The sequence below is a fragment of the Bradyrhizobium sp. SZCCHNR1015 genome (assembly GCF_032489875.1).
In the GTDB taxonomy this organism is placed as follows: domain Bacteria; phylum Pseudomonadota; class Alphaproteobacteria; order Rhizobiales; family Xanthobacteraceae; genus Bradyrhizobium.
The window spans coordinates 280047-294805 of sequence record NZ_JAUEYW010000012.1; the positions used below are offsets into that span (position 1 = coordinate 280047).

The 14759-nt window shown below is 66.1% G+C and carries 13 protein-coding genes; 7 read left to right on the forward strand and 6 right to left on the reverse strand.

Translation table 11 applies throughout. The features are described 5' to 3' along the window. Positions 1-27: 27 nt before the first annotated feature. Positions 28-1797 (forward strand): arsenical pump-driving ATPase, encoded by a 1770-nt coding sequence (arsA, locus tag QX128_RS21770; RefSeq protein WP_316178099.1) that lies wholly within the window; start codon positions 28-30, stop codon positions 1795-1797. Between the two features lie 815 nt (positions 1798-2612). Here arsA and QX128_RS21775 read toward each other — a convergent pair. Next, the gene (locus tag QX128_RS21775) at positions 2613-4058 is read right to left on the reverse strand and encodes a short-chain fatty acyl-CoA regulator family protein (protein ID WP_316238489.1); all 1446 of its coding nucleotides are present in this window, start codon (positions 4056-4058) and stop codon (positions 2613-2615) included. A 195-nt stretch (positions 4059-4253) separates the two neighbouring features. Between QX128_RS21775 and QX128_RS21780 the strand changes: the two genes are divergently transcribed. After that, on the forward strand, positions 4254-4460 hold the full coding sequence (locus QX128_RS21780) for a hypothetical protein (RefSeq protein ID WP_006612464.1): 207 nt from the start codon (positions 4254-4256) through the stop codon (positions 4458-4460). A gap of 234 nt (positions 4461-4694) precedes the next feature. After that, positions 4695-5243: a hypothetical protein gene (locus tag QX128_RS21785; protein WP_316238490.1), complete on the forward strand. Its 549-nt coding sequence runs from the start codon at positions 4695-4697 to the stop codon at positions 5241-5243. Positions 5244-5258: 15 nt separating this feature from the next. Here QX128_RS21785 and QX128_RS21790 read toward each other — a convergent pair whose 3' ends face one another. Continuing rightward, positions 5259-6143 (reverse strand): metallophosphoesterase, encoded by an 885-nt coding sequence (locus QX128_RS21790; RefSeq protein ID WP_316238491.1) that lies wholly within the window; start codon positions 6141-6143, stop codon positions 5259-5261. Positions 6144-6274: 131 nt separating this feature from the next. Here QX128_RS21790 and QX128_RS21795 point away from each other — a divergent pair, with 131 nt between their 5' ends. From QX128_RS21795 to QX128_RS21805, 3 genes are all read left to right on the forward strand, one after another. Further along, entirely contained in the window at positions 6275-6796 is a 522-nt protein-coding gene (locus tag QX128_RS21795; protein WP_316238492.1) for an NUDIX domain-containing protein, read from the forward strand. A 50-nt stretch (positions 6797-6846) separates the two neighbouring features. Then, the gene (locus QX128_RS21800) at positions 6847-7779 is read left to right on the forward strand and encodes a glycosyltransferase family 2 protein (protein WP_315802761.1); all 933 of its coding nucleotides are present in this window, start codon (positions 6847-6849) and stop codon (positions 7777-7779) included. Between the two features lie 78 nt (positions 7780-7857). Then, entirely contained in the window at positions 7858-9030 is a 1173-nt protein-coding gene (locus QX128_RS21805; RefSeq protein WP_315802762.1) for a M20 aminoacylase family protein, read from the forward strand. Between the two features lie 16 nt (positions 9031-9046). Here the strand turns inward: QX128_RS21805 and QX128_RS21810 are convergent, their stop codons facing one another. The 4 genes from QX128_RS21810 to QX128_RS21825 form a co-directional block, all read right to left on the reverse strand. Next, positions 9047-10108, reverse strand: coding sequence for an AraC family transcriptional regulator (locus QX128_RS21810; protein WP_316217337.1), 1062 nt, complete (start codon positions 10106-10108; stop codon positions 9047-9049). 148 nt (positions 10109-10256) lie between these two features. After that, the gene (eat, locus tag QX128_RS21815) at positions 10257-11663 is read right to left on the reverse strand and encodes an ethanolamine permease (RefSeq protein ID WP_315802764.1); all 1407 of its coding nucleotides are present in this window, start codon (positions 11661-11663) and stop codon (positions 10257-10259) included. After that, positions 11656-12438, reverse strand: coding sequence for an ethanolamine ammonia-lyase subunit EutC (gene eutC / locus QX128_RS21820; RefSeq protein WP_315802765.1), 783 nt, complete (start codon positions 12436-12438; stop codon positions 11656-11658). The genes eat and eutC overlap by 8 nt, the downstream gene beginning before the upstream one ends. Next, positions 12435-13835 carry an ethanolamine ammonia-lyase subunit EutB gene (locus QX128_RS21825; protein ID WP_316238493.1) on the reverse strand — a complete coding sequence of 467 codons (1401 nt, stop codon included), beginning with the start codon at positions 13833-13835 and terminating at the stop codon, positions 12435-12437. The genes eutC and QX128_RS21825 overlap by 4 nt, the downstream gene beginning before the upstream one ends. A 250-nt stretch (positions 13836-14085) precedes the next feature. On the opposite strand from QX128_RS21825, the gene QX128_RS21830 reads away from it, so the two are divergent. Beyond that, positions 14086-14598 carry an N-acetyltransferase gene (locus QX128_RS21830; RefSeq protein ID WP_316178112.1) on the forward strand — a complete coding sequence of 171 codons (513 nt, stop codon included), beginning with the start codon at positions 14086-14088 and terminating at the stop codon, positions 14596-14598. The last annotated feature ends 161 nt before the right edge of the window (positions 14599-14759 follow it).

The following is a 14759-nucleotide window of genomic DNA, read 5'->3' on the forward strand; positions in this document are numbered from 1 at the left end:
CACCACGATCACCTGGAAGGGATTTGAATGCTTCGATTGCGTGCGCTGAACGCTCCGACGCCCTTTCTCTTTTTCACTGGCAAGGGCGGTGTGGGCAAGACGTCGCTCGCTTGTGCGACCGCCATCAGTCTCGCGGACCGTGGATTGCGTGTCCTTCTGGTCAGCACCGATCCTGCGTCGAACCTCGACGAGATGTTGGAAGTTGAACTAACTGACAGCCCGGTGCCGGTGCCGAACGCGGCAAGGCTCTTCGCGATGAATATCGACCCTGAGGCCGCAGCCGAGAGCTACCGAGCTCGCGTGCTCGAACAGCTCGAGCCCACGGTGACGGATCAGGAGAGATCGACCATACGCGAGCAGCTTTCCGGCGCATGCACCACCGAGATTGCCGCATTCGACGAGTTCGTCGGATTGCTGGACGGGGACAGAGCGGGTTACGACCATATCATCTTCGATACGGCCCCGACCGGCCACACCTTGCGGCTTCTGAGCCTGCCGAAGGCTTGGACCGGTTTCCTGAAGGACAACGACCGCGGAGCATCGTGCCTCGGCCCACATTCGGGTTTGAAGATGCAGGAGGATCGTTTTCGACAAGCGCTTCAAGCGCTGGGCGATCCTCGGCGGACGACCGTGGTCCTGGTGACCCGCGCCGACCGGAGTGCAATCCGGGAGGCGGCGCGAACGTCGAGCGAACTTGATGCACTCAACCTCTCCAATCAGACACTCGTCGTGAACGGACGCTTTCACGCCACTGACCCTGCCGACGCGGTCGCAAGCGCACTCGAGCGGGATCAGGATGAGGCGCTCGCCTCGATGCCGGATTCGCTGCGAAAGCTGCCGCGGGACGACGTCCCATTGGTTGGGTTCGACATTGTGGGTCTCGCGGCGCTCAGGGCCGTGTTGTCGTCGTCCAGTCCACGGCTTGAGACGTCGACTGGCGAGCAAGTCGGAGTGCCGGTCGGCCTGCAGGGCCTCGACCGTTTGGTCGATGACATTGCTCACCGCAATAGCGGCCTCATCATGGTCATGGGCAAGGGCGGCGTCGGGAAGACGACGGTTGCCGCTGCCATCGCTGTCGGCCTTGCGAGACGCGGACATGCCGTCCATCTCAGCACGACCGATCCAGCGGCCCACGTCACGGATGTCGTTGATGCCGCGATGCCCGGGCTGACGGTGGATCGGATCGATCCTCGGCGCGAGACGGAGCGCTATGTCGCGAAGATACTGGCGAGCCGTGGCCGCGACCTGGATGAGCAGGGCAAGGCGCTCCTGCTTGAGGACCTGGCTTCGCCCTGCACGGAGGAAGTCGCCGTTTTCCATGCCTTCTCGCACGTGGTTGCGGAAGCCCGGAGCGCCTTTGTGGTGCTCGATACGGCGCCGACCGGTCATACTCTGCTCCTGCTCGATGCGACCGGGGCCTATCATCGCCAGATGACGAGCCAATTGGAGCCGAGCGCCGCTGGCCGGCTGATCACGCCGCTGATGCGATTGCAGGATTCCAGCTACACGCAGATCATCCTGGTGACCCTGCCGGAAACGACGCCCGTTTCGGAGGCCGCCGCTCTCCAAGAGGACCTGCGGCGCGCCGGCATCGAGCCGTTCGGTTGGGTGATCAACAAATGCCTCGCCGCCTCCGGAACTCGCGATCCCCTGCTGCAAGCGCGGATTGCCAGAGAGCGGACCCAGATCGCTCGTGTTCAGGACGGCCTGGCCAAGCGCGCTTTCATCATGGGGTGGCGAAGCAGGCCTCCTGTCGGCATCGAGGAGCTGGAGGCCTTATCGATACCGAGTTCTTGATCACGTTCAGCTCCAGCGCGATCTGGTCTCCTCCCCTCGCGTCTCTTGTTACGCGACCCCCGCCCGCCCGTCGGGCAAATCGGCCGCGCATATTTGTTGGATTTGCGGCGCGCGCTACCGGCTCATGGCCTGTCGAGCTGTCAATTCCGTGTGCGCCGATGGACTGATTTCGTCAGCGAGTTCAGCTGGATCACTCGTGTCCAGTCCTATCGGCAAAAATATTGCTGTTTCCATTTTTCAGAATTTGATGTTCACTCCGCTTGTCCCGCCTCGATCTGAGGGGCGTTTCGCGGTCGTCACGAGCGTTGGGTGCGGGATGCGATGGGCGTATCGAACTGCAGCGCGAGCGATCGTGCCGACGAACGGTTCGATGCGCACGGTCAAGCCGTGTGGTCCTGATCTCCCGGTGCTGAGATCAAGTTTGCGCCTGCGATGGCGCTGATGACAGGGGCAAGACAGCCGGTCCCTGGGGAGAGCACGGAGTAAGCCGTAAAGCCATCGCGCGGGGAAGGCCGGGATGTCCCAGCCGAACCTGTGGTTCCTGCCCCGTGCATTTTTTCCGCACGGGGGCCATGGGGGCGGCGAGCTCCCGGTCTTCCCTGCGCCCTCTGTGTTCAAAGGGGGCAAACTAACAGAAAAGCTCGGGCGCAGATGCGCCGCGAGGAGGTGACTGCATGTCTCTCCGCACCGGATATCCGAGCTTCACGTGTCTCCGCGTGACGTGTGCTCGCGTCCGTGCGTTGTTTTTTCAGTGTCATTGCGAGAGCGGGGCTACACACTCCGCCCCCGGAATGACGGAGGCGAGAGTGGAGCCCTCACAACTCCCTCGCATTGCTGAACGCGAACGAGCTGACGCGCCGGGTGGTCTCATCCAAAATCAGCGTCCGCGTGATCGGCGGCTCGGCGCGCTGGGCGCAGTTCTCGCGCTCGCAGAGACGGCAGTTGACCCCGATCGGGGTGCCCTCGGCCGTCTCGAGATCCATGCCGGCGGCGTAGACGAGGCGCGACGCGTGGCGGATCTCGCAGCCCAGGCCGATCGCGAAGCGTGGCTGCGGCAGCGGATGCGGCGCCACCGGCCGGCGGACCATCTGGGCAATCGAGAAATAGCGCGAGCCGTCGGGCAGCTCGATGATCTGCTTCAGCAGCCGGTCCGGCGTGTCGAAGGTCGAGTGCACGTTCCACAGCGGGCAGGTGCCGCCGAACTTGGAGAACGGGAAGGTGCCCGACGAGAAGCGCTTGGAGACGTTGCCGGCATTGTCGACGCGCAGCATGAAGAACGGAATGCCGCGCGCGTTCGGGCGCGACAGCGTGGTGAGGCGGTGACAGACCTGCTCGAAGCCGGTGTTGAAGCGCTGCGCCAGCACGTTGATGTCGTAGCTGAGCGCCTCGGCAGCAGTGAGGAACGGTACGTAGGGCATCATCACGGCGGCGGCGAAATAGCTCGCGAGTGTCATGCGGTAGAGCCGGCGCGAGGTGTCGTCGAGCGCGCCGGCGCGGCCGATGATGATCTCGAACTGTGGGAGGCATTCGGCCATGCCGAGTTGGACTGCGAGCTGGAAGGTGCGGCCGGGCCCGTCGACCAGCTCGGAGATCAGCAGCTGACGCCGATGGCGGTCGTAGCGGCGCAAGGTCTCGCGCATGACGTCGACCGGCATCACACGGGTCTGCACCGAATGTTTTTCGCGCAGCCGCGCGGCGAGCGCGGCATAGAGTCCTTCGGCCGGGACGTCGAGCGCGTCGCGCAAGGCTTCGGCCTGCTGCTCGAGCTCGGCGAAATAATTGCGGTTGGCCTCGATCAGGTCGCGCACCCGCTCGATCGGGTTGGCTTCGAAGCGGGCGCCGTCGTTGCGGTCGGCCATCTGCGCCGCCACGAGGGTCTCGCCGCGCCGGGCCTCGGCGTAGGCCGCGTACAGCCGCTGCAGCGCATGGGTGACGCCGGGGCAGAGCTCGGCAAGGTCGCGCAGCTCCTGCTTGGGCAGCTCGATCTGCCGGAACAGCGGATCGGAGAAGATCTCGTTGAGCTCGGCGAAGAAGCGGTCCTCGTCCGCGGTGGCGAGGTCGCGCAGATCGAGATCATAGGCCTCGGCCAGCCGCAGCAGGATCTGGGCCGAGACCGGGCGCTGGTTGCGCTCGATCAGGTTGACATAGCTCGGCGAGATGCCGAGGCCCTCGGCGAGCTGGGTCTGGGACAGCCCGAGCTGCTGGCGGATGCGCCGGAAGCGGGGCCCGACGAACAGCTTCTTTCCGGACTCACCGGGCATCGCGATCCCCTCATGGCCGACCGGCCTTCGGATTGTGACAGAATTGACAAAATGACATTTATGACAAGTGATGATGTTACATGACATCACCATTCGAAAACAAGGCCTCTATACGAAGCTGCCGGTTTCGCGTTTATCTCCTGTCACGCAATTCGCAATGCACTGTCAAAGTTGTGACGGTTGAAGGAGGGTCTCATGACCAGCAATTTCTGGGTGATCGGCGGCGAGTTCGGCTCGATGAATTTCCACAAGCTGGTGGAAGGCTCGGCCCAGGTGAAGGGTCCGTTCAAGTCGCGCAAGGAGGCCGAGGACTGCTGGCGCGAGGTGTCCGAGGAGAACCGCCACAAGGCCGGCGTCCGCTTCTCGATCGTCGAGGAGCCGCAGCGCGCGCCGGCGGCCTGATCGCTGGGAAGGAATGCATTGCCGGGTATTTGATTAAGCTCGAGGAAAGAGCCCAAGGACGGGGCGGTCTCAGCCGGGTCATGCCGGAGGAGGCCGCCCACGTCCGTTTCGTGGTTACGCCAGCGTGCTTATAACCCATTGAAGATGAAAGGGGATTGCAGAATACTGGGTTACTGCTACGTTAACACGGTGGGAACCTGGCGAAACCAGGGCCGAACCGTGAAAGCGTGACCGATGTCCGAGGCCGCCGACAGCAGCACTGAAGCCCGCCCCGTGCGCCTGCGCGAGGCGCTGCGCCAGGCCCGGATCGAGGCCGCAGACCGAACGGGCGTGGTGGTCGACCTGCGCGACGCCGAGGTGGCGCGGCTCGAAATTCTCAACGACGCGCTGGACCCGCTGTTCGCGGAGATCCCGAGCCAGCTCGATCTGTTCGATCGCGGCATCAGCCAGGGCGAGACGCCGCGGCTGTGGATCGACGTCGTCGCCCACGTCGTGATGGGGCGTGACAAGCGGCAGTATCGCTTCGTGCAGGACACCCGAAACGGCCGCGTCGTGCTCGCCGAGTCGCACGACATCGCGGCGATCGTGAAGGCCGTCACCGACTACGTCGCCCGCCGCATGGTCGAGCGCGAGCGCGCCTTCAGCGTCGCAAGGGCTCAGGCGAAGACGAGCGCCGAGGCGCCGCGGCGGCGCGGTGGGGTCTGGCCGTTCATGCTCGGCTTCGTGCTCGGCGCGCTGTCGCTGTTCGGCGTCGCATTCTATGCGAGCCTACAGCAGATCTGACGGCGTGGCCGCGCCTCAAAGCAGGCGGACCTCGCGGATCTCGCGCACCCGCAGCGCCTCGTTGACCGCGCGCACGGTCATGTCGCAGCGCCAGTGATTGCCGTCGCTGCTGATGGCGAACATGTTGTAGGCCGCGGCGGGATAGTGGCCATGCGACATCGACGACGCCGAGGGCACGCCGACGACCGGGATCTTGCGCTCCGGGCCGTCGATCCAGATCGTCGAATGCACGTGGTCGTGGCCGTGCAGGATCAGCTCGACGCCGTGGCGCGCGAGCAGCGCGATCAGCTTGCCGGCGTCGGTCAGCCGCTTCATCCGGTGGGCCGAGCGCAGCGGATGATGCACCAGCAGCACGCGGAACAGCTGCTCGTGGGCCAGCGATTCGAGCATCTGCTCCAGCGCGGCGAGTTGTGCGCTGCCGAGCCGTCCCGTCGCCATGAACGGCGCCGACGGCACGGCCGAGGACAGGCTGATCAACGCGAGCGGCCCGCGCCGGCGCAGCGACGGGAACGTAGCCGGTCCCTCGGCATCGCCGCCGAAATAGTCGGCAAAGCTCTCGGCGAAGCGCAGCCGGGTCGAGCGCACATAGGCGTCGTGATTGCCGGGAATCGCGGTGACCTTGTCCGGCGGCCCCACCGTGCGAAGCCAGGCCTGGGCGAGCGGGAATTCCGATTCAAGCGCGAAATTGACCAGATCGCCGGTGACGGCGATCTGGTCCGGCATCTGCGCGTGCAGATCGGAGATCAACAGATCGAGGATGTCGCGGCGGTGATATTTGTAGCGATTGCGCGTCCAGTTGAGATAGCCGAGTGCGCGCTTGCCGGCGAGCTCCGACAGGCGCGGCTTGTGCTGGGGAGCGAGGTGCGGGTCGGACAGGTGGGCGAGGGTGAAGGCAGCCATTACGCCCCTCGGTGCCGATGGCGGATGCAGGCGCGCCCAGCAGATGTCATCTCGTGCTATCCCTCGTGATGCCCCGGCTCTCATGACAAGCCCCGCCTGCGAGCGCAAGAACAACCAGGACGACGACAGCGATGACGACACATCTGAGCCGGCTGCGGATCCGGTTCGAGCCGGTGCTCCGGCGCGGCTTCCACCTCTATTGGCGCTTCGCCCGCGGCATGACGCTGGGCGTCCGCGGCGTGGTGCTGGATGCCGAGAACCGCGTGTTCCTGGTCCGGCATGGCTATGTCTCGGGCTGGCACCTGCCGGGCGGCGGCGTCGAGGTCGGCGAGACGTTCATCGAGGCGCTGACGCGGGAGCTGTTCGAGGAGGGCCGGATCGCGCTCGAAGGCGAGCCGGAGCTGCACGGTATCTTCCTCAACAGCCACGTCTCGCCGCGCGACCACGTTGCCGTCTTCGTTATCAAAAGGTTCACGCAGGACCGGCCGCCGGAGCCGAACCTCGAAATCGTGGAGACCGGCTTCTTCGCACCGGACGCGCTGCCGGAGGGAACCACGCTCGGCACGCAATCCCGCCTGCGCGAGGTGCTGGACGGCGTTAAGGTCATTCCCACCTGGCGGCCGGAACAGCGCGTTGTCGCCGGATCATTATGAATTTCTGCACCGAATGAGGGCAGTCTCCCGTCCCTGGGGGAGAGGGGTCGATGAGTTCAGCTTCGATGCGGATCGCCGTGCTGGTGCCCTGCTACAATGAGGAGGCCGCGGTCGCCACCGTGGTCCGCGATTTCAAGCAGGCGCTGCCGACGGCCACCGTCTACGTCTATGACAACAATTCCAAGGACCGCACCATCGAGGTCGCGCGCGCGGCCGGCGCCGAGGTGCGCAGCGAGCGGCGGCAGGGCAAGGGCCACGTCGTCCGGCGCATGTTCGCCGATGTCGATGCCGACATCTACGTGCTGGTCGATGGTGACGCGACCTATGACGCGCCGAGCGCGCCCGGCATGATCGCGCGTCTCGTGAGCGAGCGGCTCGACATGGTGGTGGGCCTGCGGGTCGACCAGGAGCAGGCCGCCTACCGCATGGGCCATCGCACCGGCAACTGGATGCTGACGAGCTTCCTTGCCGAGGTGTTCGGCCAGGCCTTCAAGGACATCCTGTCCGGCTACCGCGTGTTCTCGCGCCGCTTCGTCAAATCCTTCCCCGTCCTCTCCGACGGATTCGAGATCGAGACCGAGCTGACCGTGCATGCGCTGGAGCTGGCGCTGCCGGTCGCCGAGCTCGCGACGCCATACTACGCGCGGCCCGAAGGCTCTGTCTCCAAGCTCAACACCTGGCGCGACGGCTTCCGCATCCTCGGCACGATCCTGAAGCTCTATCGTTCGGAGAAGCCGCTGCGCTTCTTCAGTGCGATCGGCATCTTCCTCGCGCTGGTCTCGATCGGCTTCGCGATTCCCATCTTCGTCACCTATATCGAGACCGGGCTGGTGCCGCGGCTGCCGACCGCGGTGCTCTCGATGGGCCTGATGATCATGGCGCTGCTGTCGGCCTCCTCGGGCCTCGTGCTCGACACCGTCACCCGCGGCCGCCGCGAGATGAAGCTGCTCGCGTACCTGTCACACGCCCCGATCGAGGGCTAATGCGGGCGAGAGCTTGTGTCCATCCGCCGTTCCGGTCATGGTTCGGGCGTCACCGTCCCGAACGAGAACACCGCCTCCATGCCCATCCTGAACAGCATCGCCGCGCTCACCGACGACATGGCCGCCTGGCGCCATGATTTCCATGAACATCCCGAGCTGATGTACGAGGTGCACCGCACCGCCGGCATCGTCGCCGAGCGCTTGCGCGAATTCGGTTGTGACGAGGTGGTGACCGGCATCGGACGCACCGGCGTGGTCGGTGTCATCCGCGGCCGTCGGACCAGCTCAGGTCGCACCATCGGCCTGCGCGCCGACATGGACGCGCTGCCGATCGAGGAGGCCTCGGGCGTGCCCTATGCGTCGAAGACGCCGGGCCTGATGCATGCCTGCGGCCATGACGGCCATACCGCGATGCTGCTGGGGGCCGCCAAGCATCTCGCGGACACGCGCAATTTCGACGGCACGGCGATCGTGATCTTCCAGCCGGCCGAGGAGGGCGGCGCCGGCGGCAAGGCGATGGTCGACGACGGGCTGATGACCCGCTGGGGCATCCAGGAGGTCTACGGCCTGCACAACGCGCCGGGCGTGCCCGAAGGCGTCTTCGCGCTGCGGCCGGGCCCGATGCTGGCGTCGTCGGACCAGCTCGAGATCACCGTCCGCGGCAAGGGCGGGCATGCCGGTGCCGGGGTCCACAAGGCGGTCGACAGCGTGCTGATCGCCGCGCACATCATCACCGCGCTGCAGTCGATCGTGTCGCGCAACGTCGATCCGATCAAGTCGGCGGTCATCTCGATCTGCGTCGTCGAGGCCGGCACGGCGATGAACGTCATTCCGGAGACCGTCGAACTGAAGGGGACCGTGCGCACGCTCGATCCCGAGGTGCAGGACCTGGTGGAGCGCCGTATTGCCGAGGTCGCCGACGGCATCGCCCGCACCTATGGCGGTGAGGCGACGACGAAATACACGCGGCTCTACCCGATTACGATGAACCATGCGCGCGAGACCGGGGTCGCCGCCGATGTCGCCCGCGACGTCGTCGGTGCGGAGCGGGTGGTCGACAATGCGCCGCCGCTGATGGGCGCCGAGGACTTCGCCTTCATGCTGCAGGCCCGCCCCGGCGCCTTCGTCTTCCTCGGCATGGGCGACGGCAAGGACTGCCACCATCCGGCCTATCGCTTCAACGACAACATCCTCGGCCATGGCGCCTCCTATTGGGTGCGGCTGGTCGAGAAGACGATGCCGGCAGATTGATGCCGGTGGCGCGGCTTTAGCTGCGAGCCGTCGCCTGCAATGACCGTTGGCGCCAATGCCGCGGGCTGCAGCCGGTCCAGCGCGAGAACGCGCGGGAGAAGGCTGAGGCTTCGGAATAGCCGAGCAGGAAGGCGACGTCGCCGAGCGGCAGATGCGCTTGGCGCAGATAGTGGCGGGCGAGGTCGAGCCGCGTCGCCTCGACCAGGTCGGAGAAGGTGGCGCCGAACTCGGCAAGCCGGCGCTGCAACGTCCATGACGTTGTCGACAGCGCATCGGCGACCTCCTCGAGATGAAGCGCGCCGGCCGACAACCGCCGCCGGATCTCGCCACGGACCAGATCGAGGAACGCCGGCGTGCCGCAGGAGCCGGCGACACCGGCAAGATCCGTCGTCAGCCGCTGCAGGCGTGGAAGATCCGCCCCCGGCATCGCCCGGTCCAGGCCGCGATCGCGAAACACCAGCGCATTGGTGCCTTGCGACCAGCCGACGTCGGCATCGAAGGCTGCCTCATGATCGCGCCAGGCCGCCGGCCGGGCGTGTTCGAACAGCACCATGTCAGGCGCCCAGCCCGATGGCAGGCACGCACGGAAGACGTTCGCGAACATGCCCATGGTCAATTCGGCATCCTGCCGGCGATCGACGATCGAGCCGTCGAGAATGCGATATTCGAGCCGCAGCAAGCCGTCGTGGCGCGTCAGGCGGGTTTCGGTCGCCTGCTGATGCCAGGGAAACCACAGCGCGAGATGCTCGATCGCCGAGCCCAGCGTCGGCGCCGCCAGCGCGATCTCGCCGATCAGGCCGAGCATCCGCGGCTGGTAGCGTTGGCCGAACCAAAGGCCGAAATTGTCGTTGCCGGTCTCCTGTGCGGCGTCTTCCATCATCGCGACATAGTCGGCGAGGTCGAGCGCGCGGCGGGTCTCGCCGAGGCAGCTGGCATCGATGCCGATCCGCTCGAACACCGCTTCCGGACGGCCGCCTGTCTGGGCGATGAAATCAGCGACGCCGGTGGCCGCGGCGGCCAGAATGTTGCGGCTCCGATCGCGCGGATGCTGGCTTTCGGCTGTCGGATGCTGTGCCATGAAATCCTCACCTTTGAGGAAATGCGCCGTTGTTTCACACCTCGTAGTTATGCAAGTCACGTGCCTGCCGGAGCGGCCATTCATGACCCCTCCGCGCAAGCACATGGCGCCGAGGGTCCTCGATCGAGACTGTCGCGATCCGGCCGGATCAGTCGGCCATGGCGCGGGCTTCGGTCAAGGCGATGTCGAGCAGGCTGTCGTTCGCCGCCATGCTGCGCTTGCCGGCGGTCAGACGATAGAGCAGCAGGCCGGCCGCGAACAGCACCACGAAGGCCGCGAACACCTGCAGATTGAACCAAATCATCGTGAGCAGCGAGAGCGTCGCACAGACCAGCGCCACGGCCGGAAGCACGGGATAGATTGGCGCCTTGAACGGCCTGATGAGATGGGGCTCGGTGGCCCGCAGGCGGAAGAGAGCGGCCATGCTCATGATGTACATCACGAGCGCGCCGAATACGCTCATCGTCACGATGTTCGCCGTCAGCGTCTGTCCGGCGAACTGGATGAGCTCGTCGGAGTAGATCGCGGCGATGCCGATCACGCCGCCGGCAAGGATGGCCCAATGCGGCGTGCGGCAGGTCGGGTGCAGCGCGGCGAGCTTGGCCGGCAGGAAGCCGGCGCGCGACAGCGCGAAGATCTGCCGCGAGTAGCCCATGATGATGCCGTGGAACGAGGCGATCAGTCCGAACAGGCCGATCCACACCAGCATGTGCAGCCAGCCGGAGTTCTCGCCGACCACGATCTTCATCGCCTGCGGCAGCGGATCATTGATGTTGGCGAGCTTCGACCAGTCGCCGACGCCGCCGGCCATGATCATGGTGCCGAAGGCGAGCACGACGAGCGTTAGAATCCCCGCGATGTAGGCGAGCGGAATCGTCTTGGTCGGATTCTTGGTCTCTTCCGCGGCCATGGCGGCGCCTTCGATCGCCAGGAAGAACCAGATCGCGAACGGGATCGCGGCGACGATGCCGCCGATGCTCGCCAGCGAGAACGAATTCTCGCCGGCCCAGCCGTTGGCGGCGAAATTGGCGAAGGAGAAGCCGGGCGACACGACGCCCATGAACACCAGGAGCTCGGCGATCGCCAGCACGGTGACGAACAGCTCGAATGTTGCGGCGATCGATACGCCTGCGATGTTGAGGGCCATGAACACCAGATATGCGCCGAGCGCGGCGGTCTTGGGCGACAGCGCCGGAAACTGGACGTTGAGATAGGCGCCGATGGCGAGCGCGATGGCAGGCGGTGCGAACACGAACTCGATCAGCGTCGCGAAGCCGGCGACGAAGCCGCCGAGCGGGCCGAAGGCTCGGTAGGAATAGGCAAACGGACCGCCGGCATGGGGGATTGCGGTGGTGAGCTCGGTGAAGGAGAAGATGAAGGTCGTATACATCACCGCGATGAAGATCGTGGTGATGAGGAAGCCGAGCGTGCCGGCCTTGTCCCAGCCGTAGCTCCAGCCGAAATATTCGCCGGAGATCACCAGCCCGACCGCGATGCCCCACAGATGGAGTCCGGTCAGGCTCTTCGAAAGCGTCGGCTTGGCCTCGTCACTCATGTCCATTCGCTCCTGTCGGCTTGTGATGGGTGATTTGTGTTGTTGGTTGTGTCGTCGCGATCGCGGCGTCCGGCGCCGCCTCCTTGAGGCCGATGCCGGTGACGCCGATCCGCAGCGCCTCGCGCACCAGCCAGGCCAGCTTGTCGGCGGCGCGCTCGGCGGAGAGCCCGTGGCCGTGAATGTTGGACATGCAGTTGCGGGCGCTGTCGCGCAGGCCCGGGGCCGGGTGCAGCGTCAGATACACACCGAGGGAATCCGCGGCCGACAGACCCGGACGCTCGCCGATCAGGACCGCCACGAGCCGGGCGCGCATCGCGGCACCGACATCGTCACCCAGCGCCACGCGCGCCTGCGAAGCCAGCACGATCGGTCCGATGGACAGGCCCGTCAGACGAGCCTCGGTGGCGATCACGACAGCGGCGGCATGGCTTTCGACCGCATCCGCCGACAGCCCGTCAGCAATGATGAAGACGAGATCGTATGGGCCTGATGGCAGCCGCGACGCTTCGCCCGTGGCGAGACGGCGGCCAAGATCGGGCCGGCGCAGATAGCTGGCGCGGTCCGGCGCTGCGCTCGCGACCTTGATCACCTCGCGCGGCGCGAGCGCGCCGGCGATGCCGTCGAAATCGACCTTGCCCCATACGGCATCGCGCGCGCGCGCATGCGCCATCTGGAATTCCAGCTTCGCCGCCGTCGGAAGCCCGTCGCCGGCGCGGCCGAGTGCGACGCGGGCACGCGTCATCCTGCGCAGCAGGTCGAACGGATCGTCCCTCATGCCCGCGCCCCCTGGCCGATCAGCCGGGCTACGGAAGGCGCGCTGCCCGGCAATGGCGGCACGCGGCCGCTGTGGTCGAGGAGACCCATCCGCGCCAGCCACGCCTCGAACTCCGGCGCCGGGCGGCGGCCGAGCAGATGCCGCAGCCGCATCACGTCGTGATGCGACAGGCTCTGATAGTTGAGCATGATGTCGTCGGCGCCGGGCACCGCGATCAGGAAGTTGACGTTCGCCGCCGCAAGCAGCAGCGCCAGGTCGTCCATGTCGTCCTGATCGGCTTCGGCATGGTTGGTGTAGCAGACATCGCAGCCCATCGGCACGCCGAGCAGCTTGGCGCAGAAATGATCCTCGAGGCCGGCGCGGATGATCTCCTTCGCGTCGTAGAGATATTCAGGACCGATGAAGCCGACGACGGTGTTGACCAGCAGTGGCGAGAAGGCGCGCGCGACGGCATAGGCGCGGGCCTCGACGGTCTGCTGATCGAGGCCGTGATGCGCATCGGCGGACAGGGCCGCGCCTTGGCCGGTCTCGAAATACATGACGTTGTTGCCGACCGTGCCGCGCTTCAGTGACAAGGCTGCGTCATGCGCCTCGGCCAGCAGCTTCAGGGTCACACCGAAGCCGGCATTGGCCGCCTCGGTGCCGGCGATCGACTGGAAGACGAGATCGAGCGGCGCGCCTTTCTCGATCGCCTGGATCGAGGTCGTGACGTGGCTCAGCACGCAGGACTGCGTCGGCACCTCGAATTTGAGCCTGAGATCATCGAGCATCGTGAGCAGGCGGATGCAGGCCTCGACATTGTCGGTCGCGGGATTGATGCCGATCACGGCATCGCCCATGCCGAACAGCAGGCCGTCGAGCGTGCCGGCGGCGATCGCCTGGGGATCGTCGGTCGGATCGTTCGGCTGCAGCCGCGACGACAGCCGCCCCTCCAGGCCGATCGTGGAGCGGAAGCGGGTCACGACCCGGCATTTGGCGGCGACGGCGACGAGATCGCCATTGCCGCAGAGCTTGGAGACCGCGGCCACCATCTCCGGCGTCAGTCCCGGCGCGAGGGCGGCCAGCCGGCCGGCATCCGCCTCCCAGGACATCAGCCATTCGCGCAATTCGCCGACGGTCAGCGATGCGACGGGCGCGAATGCGGCGGCATCGTGGCTGTCGAGGATGAGGCGCGTGACCTCGTCGCTCTCATAGGGAATCAGCGGCTCGTCGAGGAAACGCCGCAGCGGCACGTCGGCGAGCGCCATCCGCGCTGCAACCCGCCGCGCGGCACTGTCGGCTGCGATGCCAGCCAGCTCATCGCCGGACCGGCGCGGCGAGGCGCAGGCCAGCAGCGTCTTGAGATCATCGAACACATGAGTTTCGCCGCGATGGCGCGACCTGAACGCACCCGTCATCTTCGACCTGCTGCTCGTGCTGCGTCAGAGCGGTCCAAGCGGCCGCGACGGCGACCACAACGCTCATGACCTGGGACAGGTTAAGCGAGGGCAGCTCCGGAAACTTGACATCTTAGCACAATCTTCGGTCATGCCGCGCGAGTGCTCAGAAAATTAGCATCGGTGCCCCCCGGAGCGGGAGAATGCTGTCAACAGGTGGACGGCCCGCCCATGGACCGCGCCGCTCCAGAATGCTATCTCGCCACCCCACATGAGTGACCTGTCCATTACGATCTCCGCCGAAAAGCCGGGCGACGCGCAGGCGATCGAGCGGCTGCATGAGCGCACCTTCGGCCCCGGCCGCTTCGTGCTGAGCGCATACCGCTTACGCGAGCATGTCGATCATCTGCTCGCATTGTCGTTCACCGCTCATATCGGCACTTTGCTGGTCGGCTCGGTGCGGCAACTGCCGATCTGCGTCGGCGACACCAAGGCGCTGATGCTCGGGCCACTAACGGTCGAGCCGCCGTTCCGCAAGCACGGCATCGGCCGCATGCTGATGGAGCGCTCGGTCGCGGACGCGCGGGCGCAGGGCCACAGCTTGATACTGCTGGTCGGGGACGCGGCCTACTACACGCGCGTCGGCTTCAAGCCGGTGCCGAAGGGCAGGGCGATCATGCCGGGACCGGTGGACTACAACCGGCTGCTGGTGAACGAGCTGATCGAGGGCGCGTTCGAGGGCGTCGAGGGCGCGATCCGGCCCGATTGGGATTACGCGAAGTAGGTCGAGAGGAAGCTCGCACGGCGTGCACGGTGCGCTCCCTCTCCCCGTTCTTCACGGGGAGAGGGTTGGGGTGAGGGGCAGCCACCATTGGCGCTAACTTACCATTTTGCTGCCGGAAATGGATGATTCCTCGGTCGAGTGACTGACGAATCGCTTTCGAA